The following is a 24,458-nucleotide window of genomic DNA, read 5'->3' on the forward strand; positions in this document are numbered from 1 at the left end:
AAAAAACGGACGAAGCCTTTGTGCTTCGTCCGTTACATTTACGACCTACTTATCTTCTTCCACCGCGATCACCGCCGCCGCGATTTCCTCCACGGTCACCACCTCGGCTTCCGCGATCTCCACCACGACCACCCCCGCCGTTACGGCCGCCTCCACCACCGGGTTTGCGCTGATCTTTCTCGCGCGCTTCTTCGGCGGTCCAGCCTTCGAGCACGGCCTGACGTGACAGGCGGATCTTGCCTTGGCCGTCGATATCGGTCACCATTACGGTGATCTCATCGCCCATGCTGACAACGGATTCGACTTTTTCAACGCGTTCGCTGTCAAGTTGTGAGATGTGGACGAGTCCATCCACGCCGGGCAGGATCTCGACGAACGCACCGAAGTCAGCGATGCGAACAACTTTACCGGTGTAGATATTGCCGATCACGGCATTCTCGCCCAATGCTTCAACACGTTCCTGTGCGATCTTTGCACCAACGCCATCGGTCGAAGCAATGTATACAGTACCGTCTTCTTCGATGTCGATCTTGGTGCCGGTTTCTTCCTGCAAGGCGCGGATGTTCTTTCCACCGGGGCCGATCAATGCGCCGATCTTGTCAACAGGGATCTTCACGGTAATGATGCGCGGTGCGTGATCCTTGATCTGCGGACGCGGCTCAGCAAGCACTTCGAGCATCTTGTTCATGATGTGCAAGCGTGCGGCCTTGGCCTGTTCGAGTGCTTCCTTCATCATCTGTGTGCTCAAGCCGCTAATCTTGATGTCCATTTGCAGGGCTGTGATGCCAGCCGTAGTGCCAGCGACCTTGAAATCCATATCGCCAAGATGATCTTCGGTTCCTTGAATGTCGGTCAAAATTTTGTAACGGCCAGTCTCATCGGTGATGAGACCCATCGCCACGCCGGAGACCGGGGCTTTGATCGGGACACCAGCATCCATCAAGGCGAGCGTCGAACCGCAGACAGAACCCATTGAGGTCGAGCCATTGGATGACAAGGCTTCGGACACGACACGGATCGCATAAGGGAACGACTCTTGATTCGGGATGACCGGTTCCAACGCACGTTCTGCCAGCGCTCCATGCCCGACCTCACGCCTGCTCTGGCCACGAAGAGGCTTGACCTCACCTGTGGAGAACGGCGGGAAGTTGTAATGGTGCATATAGCGTTTGGTATCGTTGGGGGAGAGGTTATCAAGTTCCTGTGCCTCGCCCAAGGTGCCGAGTGTGGCAAACGAAAGGATCTGTGTCTCGCCGCGTGTGAACAGACCAGTTCCATGTGCGCGGGGTGAGACATTGACCTCACACCAAATCGGGCGGACATCGGTCGGTGTGCGACCATCAGGGCGCTTGCCCATGCTCAAGATGCGTTCACGCACAACAGCCTGTTCAGCTTGTTCGAAAGCTTCACGGAACATGTTGACTGGGATGTAGTCAGCAGGATTTGCGCCTTCAGGTACGGCTGTTAATTCGGCTTCGGCGGCTGTTTTGATCTCAGCCATGCCACTATAGAATTCGTTTTTGGAAAGAGGCTTATCGAGCAGTTCGTTCATCGGGCCGCTAACGCGATCGAACACTTTTTTCTTAACTTCTTCGCTCGGCAGGAACAATGTCACTTCGCGTTTCGGCTTGCCGATCTCGGCGGCCATTTGTAGTTGCAAGTCGATCAACGGCTGGATGGATTTATGTCCCAGTTCGAGGGCATCTACCATGATTTCGTCAGGGATCTCGTCGGCGCCGCATTCGACCATGAGAATGGCATCTTTCGAGCCGGCAATCCGAAGGTCCAGATCTGAAGCGTCCATTTGGGCGAAGGTTGGGTTGATGACGAATTCACCATCTACACGTCCCACGCGTACTGCGGCGATGGGTCCATTCCAGGGAATGTCTGAGATCATGATCGCGGCAGATGCGGCATTGATAGCGAGGATATCGAGCGGGTCAACGCCGTTCGCTGAGTGAGAGTAGACGATCACCTGTACTTCGTTGCGCATGCCGTCTTGAAATAGCGGACGGATGGGGCGGTCGGTCAGGCGAGCGGTGAGGATGGACTCGGTCGATGCACGACCCTCTCTTCGGAAGAAAGAGCCGGGGATTTTTCCACCAGCATAGAGTCTTTCTTCGTATTCCACACTGAGCGGGAAGAAGTCGATGCCATCACGTACGCCGCCCATGGTGGCCGCGGCGAAAACGATGCACTCGCTCGTGCCGAAGGTCACCGCACCGCCAGCTTGACCAGCCAGTTTGCCGGTCTCAAAGGTGAGGGTTTGGGTCCCAACGGTTGCTGAATATTTCTTTGATTCGGGTTTCATTTTGTCTCCTAAGACTGCTTACATTGCCTTGTCTGATAAAGGGACGCGAAAAGCGCGAAGATTCCCATAAATCTTAGCGTTCCAGAGTCTCTTTTGAATCAGTTAATTTTGGTCAACGTAAGCCTAAGTTTGTGTTCCGCCTATTTTGTCAGGGACTGAAGAGCGGGGGTGACTTGCGATGTTGTCATTCGCGCTATTCAATTCCTGACCGCGGATTGATACGTGTAGGGGCGACCCATTGGGTCGCCCCTACAAAGAACACATTTTATTTGTGGCGCAGTTTCAAACTTTCGGTAACAGCCAAATATCGCTTGTAATCCACCTTGCGCAGGTAGGTCAGCAGGCGACGGCGTTGCCCGACCATCATCAACAAACCACGGCGGCAGGACTCGTCCTTTTTATTGATCCGCAAGTGGTCGGTCAACTGTTGGATACGGTTCGTCAGAATGGCAACTTGCACTTCGGGTGAACCTGTGTCCGTGTCGTGGCGGTGAAAATCCGCGATGACCTTGGTCTTAACTTCCTTATTTAACGGCATGACGTTTGCTTCCTTTCTCTAGATTATGGCGCAGGTCTCCATGCTCGCAGTCTGTCGAAACAAACCGCTTGCAGGACCAGTCACGAACCGTGATTATACCAGAAAAGGCGACCTATACTTCCACCTGAATGGCGCTACCGGATTCATACCGCCTCAATCCGGACCTGAAAACTGCCACGGCCAACCCAAGAAAAGCCAGCGCCCCAAGCAGGAGTTCGGCCAGAGTCTGCCAGGTAAATTTTGCAATGAACTCTGCAGGGACAGCGCCCATCAATGCGGCGGGGATGAGCGTAAACAGGATCAACTTGGCGTAATTGTCAAAGAGGGTGATGGGGTAAATGCCGAAAGTAATGATGGCGTTGACCATCATGTTGGTGAAACTTGAAACGATCCCTGCCCAGAATGCCAGACTGTTCACCAGAATAAGAAAAGATGCAAAGATCACAGCCGCCAAAATGATGGCAAGAATGAAGCGGAGTAAGCCGTCCCACGTGAATTGACCGGACAGGGCATAGCTGAGAAATCCGTAGGTGAAATCTCCCATGCCGCTCGAGATCATACGACTGGAGATCGTGTGAAGCAGTACAGGGCGTGGCAGGGATAGGTAATAGTCAAGCCTGCCATTATTGATGATATCGCCCAGCATGAAGGAGTTCCCGAAGAAAAGCGAAACAATGCCGAATGCACTGGCGATGACACCGAAAGTGACATACATGTCGTTGATGCCCCAGCCACGCACCTCCTTGAAACGGTCGAAAAAGACGATCCAGATCGCGAAATAGAAGAAATTGTTCAGCATCATCCCGATGACCTGCGTCAGGAAGGAGACGCGATACTCCATTACGGATTGCAGGTTGGCCTGCCATATGGCGAAAAGGAATTTGATGTGTTTCATAATCATCCTCCATTCACCGTAAGATGGGTGACACCACGGCGATAGGCAAGGATAAGAATCGAACCAAGCACCACGATCCACAGCGCCTGCATGGATAGGATATTTACAAATAATTCAACAGAAGGCGAAACAAGTAGCTTTGATGGCCCGTAGACCATGTAAGCGAATGGGAGTGCCTTGGCGATGGATTGGAGCCAGGCAGGGTAAAAATCAAGTGGGATGAGGAAACCGCCCAGGATGAAAACGAACTTTTGATAGATCCAAACGAATGGTGATACTTCTTCCACAAGGAATGCAGACAGGCCGATCAAACAACTGATACAGAAATTTAGAACCCATGTGCCGAATAACGCGAGAGCAGCAAAAACCCACCCCAGTGGCGCAGGTGGTGGGCCGACCAGCCACCACACGATCAGCCCACCAAGTATCGCATTCATCACGGCGCGGAAAATTGTCTCGCCCATGGAGTTGCTGAATTGGTAGAGTAAGAAGTTATATGGTTTGTTCAGGATGTAAGCGATGGAACCGTCTTTGACGTTGTCAGAGATCGTGTTAGCCAGCCGTGGGCGACTAAGTTCAATGGTTTCGGCCATCATGAGGTACCACATCGTGCTATAGATCGTCATGTCATTGATGGTATCCGCCCCTGCGGCGCTGAATGTGACCTTCCATAACTGGTAGAAGATCCACATAAAAGGCAGGATCATCAGACTGCGCCCAATTAGCTCGCCGGGGTAGGCCAGACTATTAATGAGCGTGATCTGGAAGATCGCCCAATATTTTTTGATGGCGTTCATTTTGTTTTCTTTTGTGCTAACACGAACAGGTGCTTTGCGCCCTCACAGGTATCGTCATCAATGTGTTTTGCCCAGATGATGGAGAAGCCACTCGTTTTCAGCATTTTGAGATACGTCTCAGAGTCGTAATGACTCCAATACATGCGTGTGCCGAGAAAATTTTCGTCAATATCGTCTACAAGGTTTTCTGCGCCGAGACACAGTAATGCTACGCCGCTTGTTCTGAGCATTCTATAGAAATCGGCAAACAGTTTCTCGTGTTCTTCGCGTGGGATATGGATGATGGCATAGTATGAGCAGATGCCGTCCAGCGATTCGTCTGGAAAATCGAGATCGGTCATATCCTGACAGAAGAAGTGTGCGTTGGGCACATTCTTTTTTGCGCGTTCAACCTGTTCTTTGGAAAAATCCACGCCGATGACATCGAAGCGCTCTGCCAGCATTCGCGTGATCGGAAGCCCTGCTCCACAGCCCGCATCCAAAACTTTGGAGTTTGGTGCGAGTAGTTCGATGAAATCGTTGAGCAAGCGGACGTTTGCCGTATTCCTTCTGTCGCCCCCACGTTCATCGAGGTAGCGGTCTGCGATTTTGTCGTACCCAGATTTGACGATATTTTTGTAGTCCATGGCTTTGATTCCTAATAGGGTTTCAACTCGTCGAGTGCTTCGAATATGACGGTTTGTATGCTTGCCTTATTGGGCAGTTCATCTGCTTTGCGAATCTCTTCGGACACGCTCCGTAGAAAATTACGGACGTTGTGATAGGCCTTTGCTTGTCCTTCATCCATGTAGGCGCCGTTCCATGATTTCTCAGGTTCAGTAAAGGACTTGCCCCATTCTTTTAGAAAGTCAATCGAGACAGTATCTCTTCCAAGTATCACCGCTACAGCACTGGCAAGACGTTCGTCCTCTCCATGAATGTATACCCAATTTGTGGAATGGATAAGTTTGTCTGCAATGGCTTTCAAGATGACTTCATGGTCATTTTTGCCTGTGAAGCGATTTTTTCCCAACACGAGCATCAAGTCTGCTGTGTGGGCGATGGCATGTGCCCAACCCTTGACTGGGAGATGCCCGCGCGGATCTTTTTCTGCGCCGAGGTACCATAACCCCTTTGCGAGGATGACTTGGACCTGCTCTTTATCAAGCAAAGGCTTCTTATTATCGTTGTGGACGATTTCTGCCAGAAGGAGAACGGAAAAAGTCCGTAGGAAGACCGAGTCGGCTTCGATTTCGCCAATACCTTTATCGAGATTCCCTAATAGCTCGTTTACGTGTGCGCGTATTTCATCTGTTATATACATCTCGCGCTTAAGCCAATTGGCATAGACCATATAAGCAATGTCATCGCGTAGTTCGGGGTCAGTACTGCCGAGGTAACTGAATAATTCCTTTGTCAAACCCTGGAGCGTATGCCCCTCAGGGATTTTGTAGTCATTTTTTGCTAGGGAGATCCAAAATTCTTTAGGCATCATAATTGAATTATACATCTCTGTATGAATGACATCAGCCCTCCAAGGTACTACTCAGAGGGCTGATGTCGCTTTACTTATAACAAGGTTCCGCGCAGGATCACTGCGGCAACCGAGAAGTAGATGATTAATCCCGACACATCCACAAGGGTTGCGACAAATGGGGCCGATGAGGTGGCTGGGTCGAGCCCGACTTTTCGTAACAGGAAAGGTAACATCGAACCGGATAACGAGCCCCAAAGAACAATGCCGACCAGAGACAAGCCTACGGTCATTGCCAGCAGGAACCAGTGCTCACCATAGGCATGGAATATTTTTGCCCACAAGGTGATGCGGATAAAGCCGATCGTTCCCAACACAACGCCTAATGACAAACCAGATAGGAACTCACGGCGCATTACACGCCACCAATCCTTCAATGTCACCTCGCCAAGGGCCATTGCGCGGATGATCAAAGTAGAAGCTTGTGAACCGGAATTGCCTCCGCTTGAAATGACGAGCGGGACGAATATGGAAAGCACAACGGCCTTAGCGATCTCGTGCTCAAAATTTCCCATGGCGGTGGCGGTGAGCATTTCGCTGAGGAACAGGATCACCAACCAGGTAGCGCGTTTACGCACCATTTTAGGGATGGCGATTTCCATGTATGGTTCATCGAGAGCTTCAGAACCGCCCAATTTTTGTATGTCTTCTGTGGCCTCTTCCTCGGCCACATCGAGGATATCGTCTACGGTGACGATGCCGATCAGTACACCCTGACTATCTGTGATGGGTAGAGCGGTCAGGTCAGCGTCTTTGATCTCGGTCACAGCGATCTCGCGATCATCGGACGCTTTCAGTGCCACGTAGCGTTCGTCCATTAGGTCGGAGATCAGGCTTTCAGGAGCGGCCAACAAAATGTGACGGATGCGCAGATCATCAATAAGACGACCATCTTCATCGATCACATAGATCATGCTCATTGTTTCAGAATCCAGCCCGTAGCGGCGAATATGATCGAGAGCTTGAGCAACTGTCCAGTGCGGCCTGACGCGTACGAAGTGGGGGGTCATCAAACGGCCAACGCTGTTCTCAGGGTATCCCAAATATTTGGATGCCAGTTGTCGCTCTTCCTGAGAAAGCAATCCCAGCAGTTGTTGTGTGACCTTTGCGGGTAACTCTTCCAATAATTCGGTGCGGTCATCATCTGACATGGCGTTGAGGATGTTGACAACTTCCTCATGCGCCAGTGCCTTCAATAATTCCTGTTGACGTTCATTGGATAGATACGAAAATATTTCTGCGGCTTGATTGCGAGGAAGCAGACGAAAAACCACCGCCTCTTTCTCAACCGACAACGGCTCCATCAATTCGGCCAGATCGCCTGCGGGCCAGTTCCTGATCTCTTCGCGCAGAGCCGCGAAGTCACGAGCCTCGATGTAGGATTCGAGATCTAAAATTGTCATTTCTGCATTCATGGTACACCTCCATAGTGAAAAATAAAAGCCACCTTGGGACGTTCTCCGAAGGTGGCGAAGGTTACAGAATGACAAGCCGCATACGTTTCATGCCGCGCTCAATAGAAAAAGATGACGCGCGTATGGGCGGCCTGATGGGTTCTGTGAGTATCGCAATTCGGAGACATTAAAACGAATCAACGATGAGCGCAATAGCGGCACATCAGCGTCCAAGGCGGTCACTTCCTTTCTTTGCGTGGGATGATTGTATGTGTTCATAGCTTAGCGGTTTATACTCCCGTGCATTGACATGCGTCAAGGGAGGAAAATTTCAATTTGGTAATGGTTATAACGTGACGGCAACAGGTAAATATTTTTCGTGCAGGCTTGCCATGTGATGATCCACGTGGCCGACAAGCATATGGATCAATGCCCGCGCGCTGACCGTTGCTCCACTGGCCGTACCACGATAGTTGACAGATTCTTCTTTCATATTGTTGATGGCGATTATGTTGGCGCGGCGCAGGTGTTCGAACTCTTGAATCAAATCTGACAGTGACCAATCATCGAACCCAGCCTCGCGGACGAAATCATCCTGTTCGAAGCCTGAAAGGGGAGTGGAGTCATTTCGTGACACACGCAGGAGTCGGTACGAAAAGACGCGTTCTGTGTCATTGAGATGTCCCACCACTTCTTTGATGGACCATTCCTTTGGCGCATCGCGGAAGAGGGCTTGTTTGTCGGTAAGTTTCCCAAGCGCAGACTTGATCTCGTCTATTTGTTTAGGGAGCGCCGCAAGCACATCGCCCCTTTTGGATGCGTATTGGATGTAGCCTGCATAAAATGGTGCGTATTCGTCGGATGTGGGGACAGTAAGATTTTTCATGATACATTCCTTTTATCAAATTATAGCGCATGGCCGTTGACGCGTCTGTTCACTTGACGCAAACCTTTATCGATACGATAATGCCATGAGCAAGTCTGTGACGGAAAACCGAATCGCTGGAGTAGAAAATATGACTAAACTTGATTCAAAAGATATTGGGGAACTTGTAAAAAAGATTACGCAGGAGGTCGCCGCCTTTGATGCGGATCAATCGACCTTTATGTCTGATACGGCTTTCGATGATTCGAATCTAGCTGGTGTGATCGACCATACGCTTCTGAAGCCTGATGCCAAGAAAGAGGAGATCGCTCACTTATGCTCTGAAGCGCGCCAATACAACTTTGCTTCGGTGTGTGTGAACCCAACGTGGGTAAGTTTGTGCGCGGACCTTTTGCAGGGCTCGCCCGTGAAAGTATGCACTGTGATCGGTTTTCCGCTTGGGGCAACGTTATCGGACGTCAAAGCCTTTGAGACAAAATCTGCCATTGACCAGGGTGCCGCTGAAATTGACATGGTGATCAACGTCGGTGCGTTGAAGGGACGTGACCTCGAACTCGTCGCCAAAGACATTAGCGGAGTTGTGACCACGGCGCACGATCACAAGGCCATTGTGAAGGTTATTATTGAAACCGTGTTATTGACCGATGAAGAAAAAATAATCGCGTGCCTGCTCTCGAAAGAAGCGGGCGCGGACTTCGTCAAAACGTCCACAGGGTTTGCAGGTGGCGGTGCGACTGTCCACGATATTGCGTTGATGCGCAAGACGGTTGGAGCGGAGATGGGCGTCAAAGCCTCAGGCGGAGTCCGCACGTATGAGGATGCCGAGAAGATGATCCGTGCTGGAGCCACACGCATTGGCGCGAGCGCTGGTGTGAAGATCATTCAAGGCCCAAGTAAACAGGATGCGGGTAAAAAAGAAACAGGGTATTGATGGTGAAAGAGGAAGGTTTAGTGAGATAAAGGCTACGGCCCCTCCCGTCCCTACGGAGCACCCTCCCTAAGTCCACAATAAATATCTTGAATAATTATTTCAAATCTCGCTTGTGGACTTGGAGAGGGCAGGGTGGGGCAGGCAGTATTAATCTATGACTGAAAAACGCTCAACACCAAAGATCATGCGCCGAGCTGGGGAATTACGACTCAATCAAACTCCTGCGGAGACAAAGTTGTGGTCACGTTTGCGTGCTCATCGCTTAGGCGGAGTTGGTTTTCGTCGTCAACATGCAATTGGAAACTACATCACGGACTTCTGCGCGCCGAGCAAGATGCTGATCGTTGAATTGGATGGCAGCCAACATTTGGAACAGGAAGAATACGATGCAGAGCGGACTGCGTTTTTAGAGTCCAAAGGTTATCGGGTTTTGCGTTTTTATAACAACGACGTGATGAAGGATATTGATAAAGTGCTTGAAGTAATTTTGGAAAACATAAACATTCAGCCCCACCCGCCCTATCGGGCACCCTCCCCAAGTCCGAACTGGAATTATGAATAATTAGCCTTACTTTTTATTTCGGACTTGGGGAGGGACGGGGTGGGGCCGAATATCTGGGTGCCGACGGGGGAGTAGGGAATGGCGGATAAATATTTGCAAAATAAACAAAGAGTATTCCTGTGACTTTGGATACTCTAATTTAATTGTTGTTTAGTGTGTTGAATAGATTATTAATTTTTTCATCGGTGCCATTGGTTATTTCACGTGCCTCTTCGATATATATCTTCGCCTTCTCTTTGTTATTACTTCTTAAATGTGAAACCGCTAATTGAAATAACGTTTTATGAATAAACCGATCTCTTATTTTTCTATTTAAATCCAGCACCTGCTCCAAATAAGGTATTGCTTGTTTCCAGTTTTTCTGATTGTAATAAATGGATGCGATGCCGCCAAGCGCTCTTGCCTGTCCCTTAATATCATGCATCTTTTGATTAATATCTTGAGCCTTCAAGTAAAACTCAATAGCTTTGTCTGAGTACCCTTGTCTTTGAAAAGCACTAGCAAGTGCACCATAAGCTTTTGCTTCTCCCTTTGGAAAATTTCGCTTTTTATTGATTTCTAACGCTTTGAACTGGTATTCAATTGAGTTTTCTAGTTTGTTCATTTTTGAATACGCAAAGGCGATTCCACCGATAGCTTTTTCTTGTCCTCTTAAGTCTTGAAGAGCTTCACTGATTAATAAAGCCTTTTCTTGATACTCAACAACTTTTTCCCAATTATTCAACTGTTGTGAAGCAGAAGCCAATCCGCCAAGAGCCCTAGCCTGTCCGGGTAGATCTCCAATTTGTTGATTTAATATATAAGCTTGTTCATAACTGTTAAACGCATTCTTCCATTCCCCTTTATCAGCATAGGCGGACGCCAACCCGCCCAAAGAACTCGCTTGTCCCGCACGGTTGCCAATCTCTTTGTTCAATAATTGGGATTGCTGATAGTACTTAATGGCTTTGTCGAGATCGCCCTTCTGCGCATACGCCGACGCCAACCCGCCCAAAGCACTCGCTTGTCCCGCACGGTTGCCAATCTCTTTGTTCAATAATTGGGCTTGCTGATAGTACTCAATGGCTTTGTCGAGATCGCCCTTCTGCGCATGCGCCGACGCCAACCCGCCCAAAGCACTCGCTTGTCCCGCACGGTTGCCAATCTCTTTGCTTAGAATGATGGATTGCGAATGTAACTCAATGGCTTTGTCGAGATCGCCCTTCTGCGCATACGCCGACGCCAACCCGCCCAAAGCACTCGCTTGTCCCGCACGGTTGCCAATCTCTTTGCTTAGAATGATGGATTGCGAATGTAACTCAATGGCTTTGTCGAGATCGCCCTTCTGCGCATACGCCGACGCCAACCCGCCCAAAGAACTCGCTTGTCCGCACGGTTGCCAATCTCTTTGCTTAGAATGATGGATTGCGAATGTAACTCAATGGCTTTGTCGAGATCGCCCTTCTGCGCATGCGCCGACGCCAACCCGCCCAAAGCACTCGCTTGTCCCGCACGGTTGCCAATCTCTTTGCTTAGAATGATGGATTGCGAATATAACTCAATGGCTTTGTCGAGATCGCCCTTCTGCGCATGCGCCGACGCCAACCCGCCCAAAGCACTCGCTTGTCCCGCACGGTTGCCAATCTCTTTGTTCAATAATTGGGCTTGCTGATAGTACTTAATGGCTTTGTCGAGATCGCCCTTCTGCGCATACGCCGACGCCAACCCGCCCAAAGCACTCGCTTGTCCCGCACGGTTGCCAATCTCTTTGTTCAATAATTGGGCTTGCTGATAGTACTCAATGGCTTTGTCGAGATCGCCCTTCTGCGCATGCGCCGACGCCAACCCGCCCAAAGCACTCGCTTGTCCCGCACGGTTGCCAATCTCTTTGCTTAGAATGATGGATTGCGAATATAACTCAATGGCTTTGTCGAGATCGCCCTTCTGCGCATACGCCGACGCCAACCCGCCCAAAGCACTCGCTTGTCCACTACGGCTATATATTTGCTGATTAATTATTTGAGATTGAGAATATAATTCAATTCCTTGATCTAATTTGCCTTGATGTACACTGGATGATGCGCGCGCACCAAGTTTCCGCGCGGTGGTTAACAGTTGCTGATAATTTTCAACTTTTGCTTTTGCGCTTACTATTTTGGTTTCAGGATATTCATTCCTGAGTTTTTCCTGAGAAAATAATAATAATAAGTCATGGAAACGATACCCGCCTAGTTCCGAACGCAAAAGTAGAGAAAGTTCAACCAGATTTTCCAAGTGGCCAATAGCCTGTTGCTTGTTTGTTTCAAATAACGCCATAAATCCTGATGACCCAAAATTAACATTGTCGAAAAGAGAAAGATAAGCGAAGTATTGTTTTTGAGCATCTTCAAGAGAATCATAACTGACCGAAAAAACTGCCCTAAGATTTTTTTCTTTTGTATTGCCTTTGTACTCATCTAATCTATTGTGGGCATCTTGCAAACGGTCAACGAACATTTGTAATGTTGACCATCTCTTTTTGTCTGAAAGCCGTGCTGCTGCGACGGAAACAGCAAGTGGTAAATTTCCTGCAAGTCTACATATTTCTTTTGCTACATTAAGTTCATCTTGGCAACGGGAGCCTAATCTTTTTTGCATTAATTCAAGAGAATCTTCGAGAGAAAATATATCAAGATCTTTTATGTATGCTGAGTAATCCGTCATGCCTAGCAATTGCCTTCGACTGGTAATGACAAATGCCACAGTTGGCTCATCTACAATAAAAGGAGTTACTTCTTCTTCGCTTGAGACATTATCAAGTAAAACTAAAACTTGTTTGCCGCGAAATATACTTCTTAGATATGATGCTTTATCTGTTTGGCTTTTTGGGATTTGATCTTCTGTATACCCAAATGCACGAATAAAATTTGAGAGGGTTTCGTCTACAGATGATGCCCTCATATCAACCCATAAGACGCCGTCTTGAAAATGACCCGCTTCGTGCAATTTTGTTGCAACACGTATTGCCAAAGCGCTTTTCCCGATGCCGCCCATTCCCCAAACACTGTAAATTGAAACTATGGAATTTCTCTTTAGAAGAATATCCTCAAGTTCTTTTATTTCTGTTTTACGTCCTGAGAAGAAGCTAATGTCTGCTGGGAGTAGATTTATATGCGAATCAAGTACGTTAGTTTGTCTTGAAATCATCAGTTGGCTTACCAACTTAACTAACTCTTTGACAATTTCAAGTATTTGCTCCACTCGTTGATCAGTCCGAAGGGTAGCTAAGCGAATAACTATATCCGCAAAGCCTTCAACTTTCAGCAGTTCAATTCGTAAGCAATTGAGATAAAGAGCAATGCCTTCCCGTAATTCTTTGGGGGGAAACTTTCCTTTCCAGTCATCTTCAATAAAGGATTGCAGGTCTTTAGCAAGATATTCTTCGCGTAAATGATTTGGAAGGTTGGCCAATGTAGACTGGAACAATGTGCGGTCAAATAATGGAAAACTTGCGACCGCTTGTACAAGATCATCATTCTTTAGATGTGTATGACCTTGACTGCGGAATTCACTTTCCGCTTTTTGCGCTGCTTCTAATAGCTCCCGATGAATTCTCGGTTCCTTGAGCACTTCATCCAATGGTCCACGGAATGAATCGATAGCAGATTTTGCAGCACTGTCTACTGGTTTAGGTAGTAGGCTTGGCAAAAAACCCAGAAGAAAATCAATAACTTGTTCGGGCGAAGTTTTTGGCATAAAAACCCCTCTTTGAGAGGATCAAAAAACTGTACAAATTATACTCCTTCAATGTGGTAGTTATGTTCGCACTAGGTGTTGCGTTTACGTTCAAGTAAAATTACTCAATGCCAAACTCAACCGAACTCCCAACCCTTCTCTTTGAATCCAAAAAGAAATTTACAGATTGGCTTGCGAAGAATTACGACAAGTCCGCGGGCTTATGGTTGAAGATCGCCAAGAAAGCGGCGGGCATTTCTACGGTCACATATGCGGAGGCGTTGGATGTCGCTTTGTGTTATGGCTGGATCGATGGACAGAAGGGGAGTTTTGACGAACAGTATTTCCTGCAGAAATTCACGCCGCGCAGACCGAAGAGCATTTGGTCCAAGATCAATGTGGGGCATGTCGAACGTCTCATTGCGAGTGGGGAGATGAAGCCTGCAGGGTTGAAAGCGGTCGAAGCGGCGAAGCAGGATGGGCGTTGGGATGCGGCGTATGCGTCGCAGAAGAATATAGAAGTGCCCACAGATTTTCAGTCCGCGTTGAATAAGAATAAGAAAGCCAAAGCCTTCTTTGAAACGCTGACTGGCTCAAAGCGATATTCGTTCTTGTTCAGAATTACAACCGCGAAGAAAGCGGAGACTCGCGAGAAGCGCATCCGTCAATTTGTAGAGATGTTGGAAAAAGGCGAGACGTTTTGACCGATCAAAATCCCCGCTTCTGACCTTCCCATGGCGGGGTCTTTCCTGTCTTGAATTCTTCTACGCTGGGGCCTTGTAATTTTCCAAGCCGCCAAAGTCCATACAAGTAACTGACGATCAACAGCACGATAAGAAAAGGCCAGCCTAACAAGATCCGTGTTGTGGCTAGTGCGCCGATGGCATCTTGTTGATACAACCAGAATTCAAAGGTCAGGCGTGCTGAGAAGGCCACGGCCCATAGGATGGTCACTTCGTTATAAGCGGGGAGTACTTGGGGATGCCAGTACCAGCCTAGAGGCCAGCGCCTTGCGATGACACTTGACCAAGCCACCAACGGGCGATTGAACGCAACGCTCACCACGCACAGGATGATCGTCACTGCTCCAGAAATGAAGCCCGGCACAAAGAAGCCCGTCTCTGACCCGCTGAGTTTTACGAAGACCGCCGCAAGCAATGTGCCGCCCAAGCCTCCGAGTGCGTAGGTTAGGTTTTCTTTGCGTACGATGCGATATGCGGCAAAGACAGCAGATACACCCAATGCCGCCCAGAGTGCAAGGTTCACATTGGATAACGAATTAATGAGCAGGAATACAACGGGTGGGAGGAACGAATCAAATAGCCTTGCTCCTTGACCAGAGAAGACGCCTCTTAATTCCTCCCCGAGTTCCTGTAGCCTACCCATTGACCCTGTGTCCCATCCAGAACGTTTTCCAATCACCTTTACTGGCGTTGAGCGCGAGGAACGTGTAGAGACTGCCTGTGAAAAATCCAAGCACCATCATCAGCACCACCCAGATCACAGCGCGGACGATGGACTTCTCGCGGTACACGATCCACGCAGAGAACAGAATGAAGCCGGTGTACAGATCCACCATTGAGACGATACCCCACGGGTTCTTAAGAAGCACTGCGCCGTCTGCTGAGAAATTCCCAACAGTGAAGCCATAAAATAAGACGGCCGTCATGGCAAGTACACCCAAACCAGAAATTACTTTGGCAATATTCATGTTCATTTTGATCACCTCTACTTTTTTGGTGGCATCGGGACCAATACGGATGTCCCTGCTTTGTAGGCTTCGTAATCGGCTTGTCCGCCCCACTTTTCATCGGCACGTGTTTCAAGCATGGGCACACCGCTGATCCTGGTTATAAGGATATAAATGAACACCGGGGAAATAAGAGTTATCCATTGCCATCCGCGCAGAATGGGCAAGGCAATGATCGCAACACCGATCCACAAAAGGATCTCGCCAAAATAGTTTGGGTGACGTGACCAGGACCATAAGCCGGTCTTGATGAACTTGTTCTTGTTTTCGGGCACGGACTTGAATTTGCTTTTCTGACTGTCTGCGATGACTTCGATGCCAAAGCCCAACAGCCAAACTAAAAATCCAAGTATGGCGAACAGTTCCAGGTCCAGCTTGACCGTGGATGTAATGGCGGCTAAAGCGGCGGCGAGGGAAAAGGCCACCCAAAGTCCCTGCAGAGTCCAGGTCAATAGGAATCGCGTAAAGGATTTTTTGATCTCGCGAAAGCGACGGTCTTCTCCGGCGGCATGGACCCGTGTGAAGAGGAATGATCCCAATCGTATGGCCCAGATAGCGATGATGCCGAGTAACAGCAGGGAGCGGGTGTCCACTACGGGGCTGAAAAGGATCGCGATTGCGATCACTGTGATGAAGGTGACACTTCCCGTTAGGTCGTAAAATTTCTCGGTTCGATACAGGTACGCTGGAGCAAAAGCGATCCACTGGATGATAAAGGCAACTGCGACACACAACGCATAAACGGGAAACCCTGAAATATCGTATCCGCCCTGACTGCCGGCAAAGGCCAGCCCGGCTGCGATCAATAACACGATCACTACTGCAATGATGGACCTTCTGTCTTCTTTGCTCATGTGTATATCCTTTTCTCAAATTTTATTTTTGGAGATGATCGCGTATCCCACTGCGCCGGGGCCGATGTGCGCGCCGATGGCAGGTGTGATATCCATTGAGACACTTTTGTCAGGTGGGATCATGTGTGCGATCCGTGCACGAAAGGCTTCTGCTTTTTCAGATGCGTTGGTGTGGAGTAAGGCGAAACGCTCGATGGGTCGGTGCTCTTCAAGCATTTGTATCAAACGGGAATCTGCTCTTGCGGTTGTGCGTACCCGTTCGGAGCCGGGTTGCCCGTTCTTCATGGTAAGGATCGGTTTAAGTTGTAATAAACTGCCAAGCCCAGCCATGATGGCGTTCATGCGGCCACTGCGTCGTAGGTAGTCCAATGTGTCGAGTCTTGCGGTTACATAGGTACGGGACATGAGATCGTCAAGCGCGGTCAGGATCTCTTTCATTGTCTTTCCTGCTGATGCCATTCGTGCGGCGACCTCTGCCTGGAATCCTGTGCCGATGCTGAGTTGATCAGAATCGCGGACTGTTACGGGGATTTGCTTGAATTCTCTCGCGGCAGCCCGGGCGACTTCCACTGTCCCGCTCAGACTCTTGGAGATATGAATGGAAAGAATTTCCGTACAACCTTGTGCAGAGAGGTTGTTATAAGCTTGTGTGAAAGCATCTGTTCCCGGCGTTCCTGTTGATGGGTGGGTGTTGTAAGTTGGCAGGTTTGTGTAGAAGTCCCTGCGTGTGATATCCACGCCATCCAAATACCCTTTATCGCCAATATTGATAAAAAGAGGGATCACAGTGATCCCTAATTCGTGAATAGTGTTCTGGGGCAGGTCGCAGGTTGAGTCGGTGACAATTCCAATGGTCATGAGTTGTGCTTTCAGTGTTGGCCTTGTGTAAAGAGCGTTCGATTTTCTGTTAATATCATTATACGACTATATGGGTGTGAATACCGCTTTTAACGGGTTCCCTATCCTTTTGGGTGAACTTGCTTGTAGAACCCTATTCGTTCAGTCGGTGTTAGATATAATATCTAATATCAAATGAGTACTATACTTGAAGAATATCCCTCTCACCGCCAATTGCGTAAACATGTCGCAGAGCAGATCCGTTCTGCCATCCTCACTGGGCAGTTCAAGCCGGGGGAGTGGCTCAGGCAGGAGAAACTGGCTCAGGAACTGAATGTCAGCCAGATGCCGGTCCGTGAGGCGCTCAAAGAGCTTGTCGCCGATGGATTGGTCGAACACGTCCCATACCGAGGGGCACGAGTCGTTGAGTTTGTCGCCGATGATGTTATGGATTTGTACGAACACCGGGCGTTTCTGGAAGGTCGTGCGGCTGAATTCGCCACCCGCCATATCACGGATGATGAACTCAAGGAACTCAAGGATATGGCCGATGTGATGGCGACCCTACCCGCCGAAAAGATAGCCGACTACCGAAAAATTAACCGGGACTTTCATACCCTGATCTTCCATGCAAGCCGACGGAAATACCTCATTCGCACATTGAGGCAAATGTGGGAGGCGTTCCCTACCATGCTGATCGGCAATTTTGCTATCACCGCGCAGAATCCTCTCCCCGAACGTGAGTTTCAAGACCAGCAGGAACACCTTGATATCCTTGCCGCGTTAACGGCTCGGGATGGCACCCGTGCTCGTGATGCCATGCAAGCGCATATTCTTTCGACTGCGAAAAATCTTGTTCAATCACTAAAGGCGAATCGATGACAACACTCATGCCGATGGGCGGCGCATTGGATGAACTCAAAAAGCCTGATGTTCTGCAAGAGTTTCTCAAGCGGGCGGGCGGGAACAAGGCGCGGATCGTTATCCTGCCTCAAGCCTCCCAGCGTCGCGATACCGGCAAAGAGTATGTTGAAATGTTCAAAACCTTCGGCGCGAAAGAAGCCGTCACTCTTGAATTTCGCACACGTTCGTTAGTCGACAAAAAAGAACACATCCAATTGATTCGTAAAGCCACGGGTATCTTTTTTTCGGGTGGCACACAAATGCGTATCTCGGCCATCATCGGTGGGACACAACTCGAAACCGAATTGATCAAAGCCTATCGAAGTGGATGTATTGTGGGCGGGACGAGCGCTGGTGCTTCGATTCTTTCTAAAACGATGGTTGCATATGGCAAAGGAGGCGCATCTCCCCGTGAGCGGATCTTGCAAATGTCTGCTGGCTTGGGCTTTACCGACAAATTTATCTTTGATCAACACTTTCGTCAGCGGGATCGTTTGGGACGCCTGATCTACGCTGTTTCATCTCACCCCGGCATTCTCGGCGTTGGCATCGATGAAGATACGGCCGCCATCGTTGAGAATGATAAAAACATCACGGTCTGCGGCTCTGGCGCTGTCACCATTGTAGATGGGCGGCAGATCACTCACACAGATGTAGCTGATGTTGAGAACGGTGGTGCTGTAGCTGTTTCTAATTTGATCGTACATGTGTTGACCCATGGCTCTATGTATAACGGGACGAAACGTCAGGCCTTCATCCCGCAACAAACACTGCTGGTCGATTGATCGGTAGATTACAAACACCAAAAGGAGAAGAAAAATATATGAAACACCTCAAGTCGTTGTTTGCGATACTCGTCATCGCTGCCTTTGTTCTCTCGGCTTGTGGAGGAGGTGCAAAGGAGGAAACACCATCTGCGCCTGTCGCCACAGAACCGCCGGTTGTTACAGAATCTCCCACAGAAGCGCCGTCTACATCGGGAGGTACTGTGATCATCGGTACTCCGCAGGAACCGGGCATGATGAACACCCTGTTGACCTCATCGTCAATTGAAGATGCTGTTGTATCTTTATTTGGCGAAGGGTTGGTGTCTGTCAATGAAAAAGGCGAATATGTCCCTGTATTGGCCAAGGAGTTGCCCACTGTCTCAGAAGATGGATTGGTTGTCACGTGGAAGTTGAAGGAAGGCATTAAGTGGTCTGATGGTTCTGACTTCAACTGTGACGATGTCAAATTCACAATGGAAGGCGCGCTTTCTGATCTTTCTCAGGTGAGTGCTTCAGGCTATCGTGATATTGAAGAGCTTGCCTGTCCCGATCCGTATACAGTAGTGGCCACCTTTGGTGAAGTTTATGCCCCGTATTTGCGTTTGTTCTCCTACACAGTGCCAGACACTGCCGGCAAGTTGGAAGACATGGAATCATGGGACATCAATCGCAATCCAGTAGGTACCGGTCCATTTGTTTTGAGCGAATGGGTCCCCGGCGATCACCTGACCTTTACCAAGAATCCGTATTACCGTGAACCCGGTAAACCCTATCTCGAAAGTGTAATCATCAAGATATTGCCTTCTCGTGAAGTGGGTATGCAATTGCTTGGTACCGGCGAGATTCACGCCCTTTGGGATTTGACCGAGGCGAACTTCCCTGAACTTGAGCAATTATCCTCTCAGGGTGTTTCTTACGTGTCCACTGTGACCGGCGAAAACGAATTACTTTCTTTGAACTTCGGTAACAATGATGGTAGCGCCCCAGCTGACCCTGCCACTAACCCGCATCCCATTTTGTATGATCTCAAGGTGCGTCAGGCGATCCAATACGCGATCAACAAACAACAGATCGTGGATTCTCTGCTATATGGCAACGTCAAGGCTGGTAGTAGCGCGGTTCCTACAGGGACTTTTGCCTGTCTGGAGCCTGTCAGCGAATTCAGCGTAGAAAAAGCTAACGCATTGCTCGATGAAGCCGGATGGACGCTTGGAGCCGACGGTATCCGCGAAAAAGACGGTGTTCGTATGAGCTTGAAGATCGCAACAACCACAGGCAATCAACTCCGCGAACAAACGGAACAAGTTCTGGCCGAAATGCTCAAGGCTGCTGGTATTGAACTTGTCATTGAAAACGTTCCGTCAGATGTCTTGTTTGCTGGCTGGGAAAGTGATGGCATGCGCGATCACGGTACCTATGATATTGTGATGTACACCACTGGTCCCTCCACCGATCCGGATAGTCACCTGTATTCGAGCTTCCATAGCTCCGAAATACCGACAGCTGATAATGAAGGAAGCGGCGCCAACTTTGCCCGCTACATTAACTCGGATGTGGACACTTGGTTGGATGAGGCAGGTGCCATTACCGATATTGCCAAACGCAAAGAACTGTATTGCAATGTGGTTGAACAAGTCAATAAGGACCTTCCTCGTATTTACTTGTACGAACGCTTGTCCATTATGGGGCATCGCAACGAATTCCAAGGGTTGAAGATTTCACCAACCTTCGTTGATTTCGCCTGGGATTCCGCTAACTGGACTCTCGACCAATAAACCGTGTTCATTTCTATCATTTGCCCCTCCCAATTTCGGGAGGGGCAAATGGATTAACTTAAACTATGGTTATCTATTTCACCCGCCGCATTCTACAATCTGTTATTACTTTGCTTGCTATTAGCATGATCTTGTATGGGCTGATCTCCTCGGTTCCGGGCGGCATTATGAGCGTCTATACGGAGCGATCAGATTACACCGCCGAAGATCTGGCGCGCATCCGTGCCAAGTTTGGCTTGGATGACCCCATCCCTGTGCGATATGCCAAATGGTTGGGGAGGATGTTGCAGGGTGATATGGGTAACTCGTTGATCACCAAACGTCCTGTTATAGAAGAGATCGCAGATCGTCTTCCAAATACTCTCTTGTTAATGAGCATTATGATGGTGACCACTTTATTGGTTGCCATCCCTCTTGGTATTCTTTCGGCGGTGAAACAGTACACATGGTTTGACCATATCACCACCACTCTTGCTTTTGCCGGGCAATCATTGCCCGTCTTTTGGTTTGGTCTCTTATTGATCATTGTCTTTGCTGTGACCTTGAAGGGTGGGGATGGAAAACCGCTTCTGCCGGGTTCCGGCATGTATACATTAGGCAAAGACTTTTCCCTTCTCGACCGTATCAAGCATCTTATATTGCCCATTTCCATGCTGACCTTTGTTTCGGCGGCAGGCTATATGCGTTATTTGCGCTCCTCCATGCTCGATGTGATCCATGAAGATTATGTCCGTACCGCCCGTGCGAAAGGTGTAGGCGAGCGATTGGTTATTTACCGACATGCTCTTCGTAATGCGATCATCCCTTTGGTTACCCTTGTTGCACTTGACCTGCCATCTTTGTTTGGCGGTGCATTATTCACAGAGACTATTTTTGCCTGGCCAGGTATTGGTCGTTTGTATTTCAACGCCGCGCTGAAAACAGATTATCCGCTTGTGATGGCGGTTCTGGTGATCGAGTCGGCGCTCATTATTGTTTCCAACTTGCTGGTTGATTTTATTTATGCCACCCTCGACCCACGCATTCGGTTATCGTAACTATGACAGAAACCATCATTTCCCCTGAACAGATCCGTACCGCAGAACAGTCCTTGTTCATGTTCTTCTGGTCACGTTTTCGTAAGCACCGCATGGCGCTCTTTGGCGGCATCATCACATTGCTTATTGTTCTGTTGGTTGTCTTTGCTCCTGTGATCTCTCAAGATCCCATGAAGCAGGATTTGACCAATCGTTTCAAGCCACCATCTGCTGAACATTGGATGGGCACCGACGATCTCGGGCGCGATATGTTTGCCCGCGTATTATTTGGCGGCCGCATTTCTCTCACGGTTGGTTTGCTTTCCATGTTGGTTTCGATTGTTCTTGGCTCCACTATTGGCTTGGCTTCTGGTTATTATGGCGGATGGGCAGATGCCATACTGATGCGCATCACTGAAGTATTCATGTCCATTCCCAGTTTGTTCGTGCTTATTGCATTGGGCATGTTTCTCCGCAAATTAGATTCGCCGTTTTTCAAGCCAGGCTCTTTTCTTCCGATTTCACTCGTGATCGGCTTGCTCTCATGGATGGGAACTGCCCGTCTTGTCCGTGCCTCCACGCTTGAATTGCGCGAACGTGAATTTGTGCAAGCCTCGCGTGCTCTCGGTGCGTCCGATGCACGCTTACTCTTTCTGCGTATCCTTCCCAACATTGCCAGCCCGATTATCGTGTCAGCCACACTTGGCCTTGCTGGAGCGATCATCAGCGAAAGCGGCTTGTCTTATCTTGGCTTTGGTGTGCAACTCCCTACACCTACTTGGGGCAACATGTTATCCAACACTCAAAGTCAAATGACCACTGCGCCATGGACCGCCATCTTCCCAGGCTTGATGATATTCGTTGTGGTCATTGCCATCAATTACCTTGGCGATGGTCTGCGCGACGCGCTTGACCCACGGCATTCTTTCCAGAATTAAATTTTTTCATTGAGTAATATATTTTTGAAAGGACACTTATGAAGAATCGCTTTCTCTCGCTTTTATTGTTGCTTTGTGTCTTATTCTTTCCTTCCAACTTTGCTGCGGCTCAGACTCAGCCCGGCCTGCTTCTACCGATTGGCGCTGGCTACACTGACACTTATTCTGCGCTGGGAAAATTTGCAGTCGAGAATGTACGTGGCGATGTAGTGCACATTCTCGTGTTAGCTACGCCTTACTCTACCAATGCTAATCACATCGGAGATGGTGAACGCGCACAAAATTTGAAAGATGCCGAAGAACGACGTATCCAAACCGAGGGAGCTTGTAAACGTAATCTTCCTGAAGGCTCAGCCCTTACATGTAAAGTGGAGCTGTTGCCCATCTTCACGCAGGAAGATGCCAACGACCCTGCTAATCTTGCTTACTTCACTGATGATGTTTCCATGCTCTTCATCCTTGGCGGCGACCAAGCCACCGGTATCGGCGCGATCATGAATACACCTGTTGAAGAACGGATCACCGAATTGCACGAAAAAGGCATGATCGTCGCTGGTACAAGTGCAGGTGCGGCGATGCAATCCATAGTGATGATCGCGGACTTGTCCGCAGGGTATGGCGTGGATGATGGTCTGTTTGCCGGGGCTGTGGATATTTGGAACTCTCCCGATAAACGAGGTTTGCCTTTCGGCATTCAAAATGCAGTTGTCGATCAACATTTCTTTCAACGTGCACGTATGGGGCGACTTCTTAACGCGATCGCCCAGCCTAACATTCCCAACATCGGCGTGGGCGTGGATGCCTATACGGGCATTGCGTCAAACAATGAAGTCTTGGGAGACGTTTTTGGTTTATATACTGTAGCCATCTTGGACGCTGAAACCTATCATGCCGCAGATAGTGTCAAGTACGTCACTGTAAGCCCGAACCGTCCGCCTATTATGAGTTTTCGTAATGTGGTGTATCACTTGCTTTCCCCCGGCGATGTGACCTATGATCTAAATACACGTACATCCTCGCTGGCAAATCCGCCTGCCACGCTTGCACGCAATTTCGATGCACTGACCATCCCAGCCTCTGCGGGGCCGCTGATTCTTTCCGGCGATTTGATCGATGGCCTTGAGAACAGCGTTGTGTTAAATGAGTTTAAATCCATTGCTGGAGACAATATTTTTATTATTGCCACTGGCTATCCCTCTGGGCGTTCGGCTGATACTGCTATCAAGAAATATACTGATGCTCTTGGTATGCAGGTCAAGTCTGTTGCTGTGAAAGATGCTCCCGTGGAGATCCCAGAAGGTACCAGCGCGGTATTGGTCATTGGGAAGAATCAGGCCAAAGTGAATATGGAAGCGTTGATTCCGCTCAAAGAGTTTTGGCTCGCTGGTCATCCCGTCATGGCTGATAACGCGGCGATGCCGGTCTTCGGATCCTTTTATGCTCCTCATGAGCCCACCCCTGATGATGCGGAACGCGAAGAGCTTGCCGTTCAAAAATCCTTTTGGCAGGGACGAACCACCATTACGCCCAGCTTGGGTTGGGTGAATATCACGCTGGAACCGCAGATCATTGCTGATAAACGTTTTGGGCGGCTGACCTCGCTTGCTTATAATCACCCTGAACTATTGTCTTTGGGAATCAATAAAGATACAGCTATTGTGCTGGATAAAGATGGCGCAAGAGTGATCGGCGATAATGGTGTCTTTGTCTTTGACTTGCGTAAGGCTAAGTTGAAACTTGGCACCAATGATGGCTTTATGATCGCTAATGCTATGCTGGATGTTTTCGTCCCTGGCGAAACGCTCAAGCCTGAACTTGCGGATATAAATGCCCGCTTCGATCCTGCCCCGACGCCTGTGTTGCCCACCCCGATCCCAACCGCCACTGCGACCTCTCTTCCTACACCGACGCTTCCTGCAACTGCCACCGTGCTTCCGTCAACTGTGACGGCAACTCTTGTGGTTGAAACTGCATCTTCAGAATCGCAGTCTGTTCCAATATGGGCGATCGTAGGTGGCGGTGTCATCCTACTTCTACTCGTGTTGTGGATGTTGCGACGCAACAAATAATTCGTGTGTGATCGTTTGATAATACAGAG

Annotated in this window: 24 protein-coding genes; 9 read left to right on the plus strand and 15 right to left on the minus strand. The window is 49.1% G+C overall.

Going from position 1 to position 24,458, the window contains the following annotated elements; genetic code table 11:
- Window positions 1–49: 49 nt before the first annotated feature.
- The 9 genes from IPP66_15665 to IPP66_15705 all read right to left on the minus strand — a co-directional run bounded on the left by IPP66_15665 (window position 50) and on the right by IPP66_15705 (window position 8,334).
- Entirely contained in the window at window positions 50–2,311 is a 2,262-nt protein-coding gene (locus IPP66_15665; protein ID MBK9926710.1) for a polyribonucleotide nucleotidyltransferase, read from the minus strand.
- 265 nt (window positions 2,312–2,576) lie between these two features.
- Window positions 2,577–2,849 carry a 30S ribosomal protein S15 gene (gene rpsO, locus IPP66_15670; GenBank protein MBK9926711.1) on the minus strand — a complete coding sequence of 91 codons (273 nt, stop codon included), beginning with the start codon at window positions 2,847–2,849 and terminating at the stop codon, window positions 2,577–2,579.
- A 112-nt stretch (window positions 2,850–2,961) separates the two neighbouring features.
- On the minus strand, window positions 2,962–3,744 hold the full coding sequence (locus tag IPP66_15675; protein MBK9926712.1) for an ABC-2 family transporter protein: 783 nt from the start codon (window positions 3,742–3,744) through the stop codon (window positions 2,962–2,964).
- Window positions 3,745–3,746: 2 nt separating this feature from the next.
- Window positions 3,747–4,541 (minus strand): ABC-2 family transporter protein, encoded by a 795-nt coding sequence (locus IPP66_15680; GenBank protein ID MBK9926713.1) that lies wholly within the window; start codon window positions 4,539–4,541, stop codon window positions 3,747–3,749.
- A complete protein-coding gene (locus tag IPP66_15685) occupies window positions 4,538–5,167 on the minus strand; it encodes a class I SAM-dependent methyltransferase (GenBank protein ID MBK9926714.1) in 630 nt (209 codons plus the stop codon). The genes IPP66_15680 and IPP66_15685 overlap by 4 nt, the downstream gene beginning before the upstream one ends.
- An 11-nt stretch (window positions 5,168–5,178) precedes the next feature.
- Window positions 5,179–6,015: a DUF2785 domain-containing protein gene (locus IPP66_15690; protein ID MBK9926715.1), complete on the minus strand. Its 837-nt coding sequence runs from the start codon at window positions 6,013–6,015 to the stop codon at window positions 5,179–5,181.
- A gap of 74 nt (window positions 6,016–6,089) precedes the next feature.
- The gene (gene mgtE, locus IPP66_15695) at window positions 6,090–7,469 is read right to left on the minus strand and encodes a magnesium transporter (protein MBK9926716.1); all 1,380 of its coding nucleotides are present in this window, start codon (window positions 7,467–7,469) and stop codon (window positions 6,090–6,092) included.
- An 87-nt stretch (window positions 7,470–7,556) separates the two neighbouring features.
- Complete coding sequence (locus tag IPP66_15700) at window positions 7,557–7,727, minus strand: hypothetical protein (GenBank protein MBK9926717.1); 171 nt, start codon at window positions 7,725–7,727, stop codon at window positions 7,557–7,559.
- 67 nt (window positions 7,728–7,794) lie between these two features.
- Entirely contained in the window at window positions 7,795–8,334 is a 540-nt protein-coding gene (locus tag IPP66_15705) for a DinB family protein (protein ID MBK9926718.1), read from the minus strand.
- Window positions 8,335–8,554: 220 nt separating this feature from the next.
- Between IPP66_15705 and deoC the strand changes: the two genes are divergently transcribed.
- Both deoC and IPP66_15715 read left to right on the plus strand, forming a co-directional pair.
- Complete coding sequence (gene deoC / locus IPP66_15710; GenBank protein ID MBK9926719.1) at window positions 8,555–9,265, plus strand: deoxyribose-phosphate aldolase; 711 nt, start codon at window positions 8,555–8,557, stop codon at window positions 9,263–9,265.
- Between the two features lie 154 nt (window positions 9,266–9,419).
- Window positions 9,420–9,827 (plus strand): endonuclease domain-containing protein, encoded by a 408-nt coding sequence (locus IPP66_15715; protein MBK9926720.1) that lies wholly within the window; start codon window positions 9,420–9,422, stop codon window positions 9,825–9,827.
- Between the two features lie 139 nt (window positions 9,828–9,966).
- Here the strand turns inward: IPP66_15715 and IPP66_15720 are convergent, their stop codons facing one another.
- Together IPP66_15720 and IPP66_15725 are read right to left on the minus strand one after the other, a co-directional pair.
- The gene (locus tag IPP66_15720; GenBank protein MBK9926721.1) at window positions 9,967–11,181 is read right to left on the minus strand and encodes a tetratricopeptide repeat protein; all 1,215 of its coding nucleotides are present in this window, start codon (window positions 11,179–11,181) and stop codon (window positions 9,967–9,969) included.
- Window positions 11,100–13,541 carry a tetratricopeptide repeat protein gene (locus tag IPP66_15725; protein ID MBK9926722.1) on the minus strand — a complete coding sequence of 814 codons (2,442 nt, stop codon included), beginning with the start codon at window positions 13,539–13,541 and terminating at the stop codon, window positions 11,100–11,102. The genes IPP66_15720 and IPP66_15725 overlap by 82 nt, the downstream gene beginning before the upstream one ends.
- 107 nt (window positions 13,542–13,648) lie before the next feature.
- Here IPP66_15725 and IPP66_15730 point away from each other — a divergent pair, with 107 nt between their 5' ends.
- The gene (locus tag IPP66_15730) at window positions 13,649–14,224 is read left to right on the plus strand and encodes a YdeI/OmpD-associated family protein (protein MBK9926723.1); all 576 of its coding nucleotides are present in this window, start codon (window positions 13,649–13,651) and stop codon (window positions 14,222–14,224) included.
- Window positions 14,225–14,228: 4 nt separating this feature from the next.
- Here the strand turns inward: IPP66_15730 and IPP66_15735 are convergent, their stop codons facing one another.
- From IPP66_15735 to IPP66_15750, 4 genes are read right to left on the minus strand one after another with little or no spacing between them, the layout of a single operon-like run.
- Window positions 14,229–14,906, minus strand: coding sequence for a DUF3159 domain-containing protein (locus IPP66_15735; protein ID MBK9926724.1), 678 nt, complete (start codon window positions 14,904–14,906; stop codon window positions 14,229–14,231).
- Window positions 14,899–15,237 (minus strand): DUF1475 family protein, encoded by a 339-nt coding sequence (locus IPP66_15740; protein ID MBK9926725.1) that lies wholly within the window; start codon window positions 15,235–15,237, stop codon window positions 14,899–14,901. The genes IPP66_15735 and IPP66_15740 overlap by 8 nt, the downstream gene beginning before the upstream one ends.
- A gap of 11 nt (window positions 15,238–15,248) precedes the next feature.
- Entirely contained in the window at window positions 15,249–16,124 is an 876-nt protein-coding gene (locus IPP66_15745; protein MBK9926726.1) for a DUF1295 domain-containing protein, read from the minus strand.
- Between the two features lie 15 nt (window positions 16,125–16,139).
- A complete protein-coding gene (locus IPP66_15750) occupies window positions 16,140–16,982 on the minus strand; it encodes a DegV family protein (protein ID MBK9926727.1) in 843 nt (280 codons plus the stop codon).
- Window positions 16,983–17,156: 174 nt separating this feature from the next.
- On the opposite strand from IPP66_15750, the gene IPP66_15755 reads away from it, so the two are divergent.
- The 6 genes from IPP66_15755 to IPP66_15780 all read left to right on the plus strand — a co-directional run bounded on the left by IPP66_15755 (window position 17,157) and on the right by IPP66_15780 (window position 24,429).
- The gene (locus IPP66_15755) at window positions 17,157–17,843 is read left to right on the plus strand and encodes a GntR family transcriptional regulator (protein ID MBK9926728.1); all 687 of its coding nucleotides are present in this window, start codon (window positions 17,157–17,159) and stop codon (window positions 17,841–17,843) included.
- A complete protein-coding gene (locus tag IPP66_15760) occupies window positions 17,840–18,649 on the plus strand; it encodes a cyanophycinase (GenBank protein ID MBK9926729.1) in 810 nt (269 codons plus the stop codon). Before IPP66_15755 ends, IPP66_15760 begins: the two co-directional genes overlap by 4 nt.
- Before the next feature lie 38 nt (window positions 18,650–18,687).
- A complete protein-coding gene (locus tag IPP66_15765) occupies window positions 18,688–20,406 on the plus strand; it encodes a peptide ABC transporter substrate-binding protein (protein MBK9926730.1) in 1,719 nt (572 codons plus the stop codon).
- A 65-nt stretch (window positions 20,407–20,471) separates the two neighbouring features.
- Window positions 20,472–21,443: an ABC transporter permease gene (locus tag IPP66_15770; protein MBK9926731.1), complete on the plus strand. Its 972-nt coding sequence runs from the start codon at window positions 20,472–20,474 to the stop codon at window positions 21,441–21,443.
- Window positions 21,444–21,445: 2 nt separating this feature from the next.
- Entirely contained in the window at window positions 21,446–22,360 is a 915-nt protein-coding gene (locus IPP66_15775; protein MBK9926732.1) for an ABC transporter permease, read from the plus strand.
- A 38-nt stretch (window positions 22,361–22,398) separates the two neighbouring features.
- Entirely contained in the window at window positions 22,399–24,429 is a 2,031-nt protein-coding gene (locus IPP66_15780; protein ID MBK9926733.1) for a cyanophycinase, read from the plus strand.
- The last annotated feature ends 29 nt before the right edge of the window (window positions 24,430–24,458 follow it).

It is taken from the genome of Candidatus Defluviilinea proxima (genome assembly GCA_016721115.1).
In the GTDB taxonomy this organism is placed as follows: domain Bacteria; phylum Chloroflexota; class Anaerolineae; order Anaerolineales; family Villigracilaceae; genus Defluviilinea; species Defluviilinea proxima.

What these genes read in the sequence shown, in the direction of transcription:
- IPP66_15735 (MBK9926724.1), bottom strand. Translation starts at nt 14,906, where the DNA reads ATGGGTAGGCTACAGGAACTCGGGGAGGAATTAAGAGGCGTCTTCTCT.
- IPP66_15770 (MBK9926731.1), top strand. Translation starts at nt 20,472, where the DNA reads ATGGTTATCTATTTCACCCGCCGCATTCTACAATCTGTTATTACTTTG.
- IPP66_15665 (MBK9926710.1), bottom strand. Translation starts at nt 2,311, where the DNA reads ATGAAACCCGAATCAAAGAAATATTCAGCAACCGTTGGGACCCAAACC.
- IPP66_15775 (MBK9926732.1), top strand. Translation starts at nt 21,446, where the DNA reads ATGACAGAAACCATCATTTCCCCTGAACAGATCCGTACCGCAGAACAG.
- IPP66_15700 (MBK9926717.1), bottom strand. Translation starts at nt 7,727, where the DNA reads ATGAACACATACAATCATCCCACGCAAAGAAAGGAAGTGACCGCCTTG.
- IPP66_15760 (MBK9926729.1), top strand. Translation starts at nt 17,840, where the DNA reads ATGACAACACTCATGCCGATGGGCGGCGCATTGGATGAACTCAAAAAG.
- IPP66_15730 (MBK9926723.1), top strand. Translation starts at nt 13,649, where the DNA reads ATGCCAAACTCAACCGAACTCCCAACCCTTCTCTTTGAATCCAAAAAG.
- deoC (MBK9926719.1), top strand. Translation starts at nt 8,555, where the DNA reads ATGTCTGATACGGCTTTCGATGATTCGAATCTAGCTGGTGTGATCGAC.
- IPP66_15765 (MBK9926730.1), top strand. Translation starts at nt 18,688, where the DNA reads ATGAAACACCTCAAGTCGTTGTTTGCGATACTCGTCATCGCTGCCTTT.
- IPP66_15675 (MBK9926712.1), bottom strand. Translation starts at nt 3,744, where the DNA reads ATGAAACACATCAAATTCCTTTTCGCCATATGGCAGGCCAACCTGCAA.
- IPP66_15705 (MBK9926718.1), bottom strand. Translation starts at nt 8,334, where the DNA reads ATGAAAAATCTTACTGTCCCCACATCCGACGAATACGCACCATTTTAT.
- IPP66_15780 (MBK9926733.1), top strand. Translation starts at nt 22,399, where the DNA reads ATGAAGAATCGCTTTCTCTCGCTTTTATTGTTGCTTTGTGTCTTATTC.
- mgtE (MBK9926716.1), bottom strand. Translation starts at nt 7,469, where the DNA reads ATGAATGCAGAAATGACAATTTTAGATCTCGAATCCTACATCGAGGCT.
- IPP66_15685 (MBK9926714.1), bottom strand. Translation starts at nt 5,167, where the DNA reads ATGGACTACAAAAATATCGTCAAATCTGGGTACGACAAAATCGCAGAC.
- IPP66_15725 (MBK9926722.1), bottom strand. Translation starts at nt 13,541, where the DNA reads ATGCCAAAAACTTCGCCCGAACAAGTTATTGATTTTCTTCTGGGTTTT.
- IPP66_15740 (MBK9926725.1), bottom strand. Translation starts at nt 15,237, where the DNA reads ATGAACATGAATATTGCCAAAGTAATTTCTGGTTTGGGTGTACTTGCC.
- IPP66_15745 (MBK9926726.1), bottom strand. Translation starts at nt 16,124, where the DNA reads ATGAGCAAAGAAGACAGAAGGTCCATCATTGCAGTAGTGATCGTGTTA.
- IPP66_15680 (MBK9926713.1), bottom strand. Translation starts at nt 4,541, where the DNA reads ATGAACGCCATCAAAAAATATTGGGCGATCTTCCAGATCACGCTCATT.
- IPP66_15755 (MBK9926728.1), top strand. Translation starts at nt 17,157, where the DNA reads ATGAGTACTATACTTGAAGAATATCCCTCTCACCGCCAATTGCGTAAA.
- IPP66_15715 (MBK9926720.1), top strand. Translation starts at nt 9,420, where the DNA reads ATGACTGAAAAACGCTCAACACCAAAGATCATGCGCCGAGCTGGGGAA.
- rpsO (MBK9926711.1), bottom strand. Translation starts at nt 2,849, where the DNA reads ATGCCGTTAAATAAGGAAGTTAAGACCAAGGTCATCGCGGATTTTCAC.
- IPP66_15690 (MBK9926715.1), bottom strand. Translation starts at nt 6,015, where the DNA reads ATGATGCCTAAAGAATTTTGGATCTCCCTAGCAAAAAATGACTACAAA.
- IPP66_15750 (MBK9926727.1), bottom strand. Translation starts at nt 16,982, where the DNA reads ATGACCATTGGAATTGTCACCGACTCAACCTGCGACCTGCCCCAGAAC.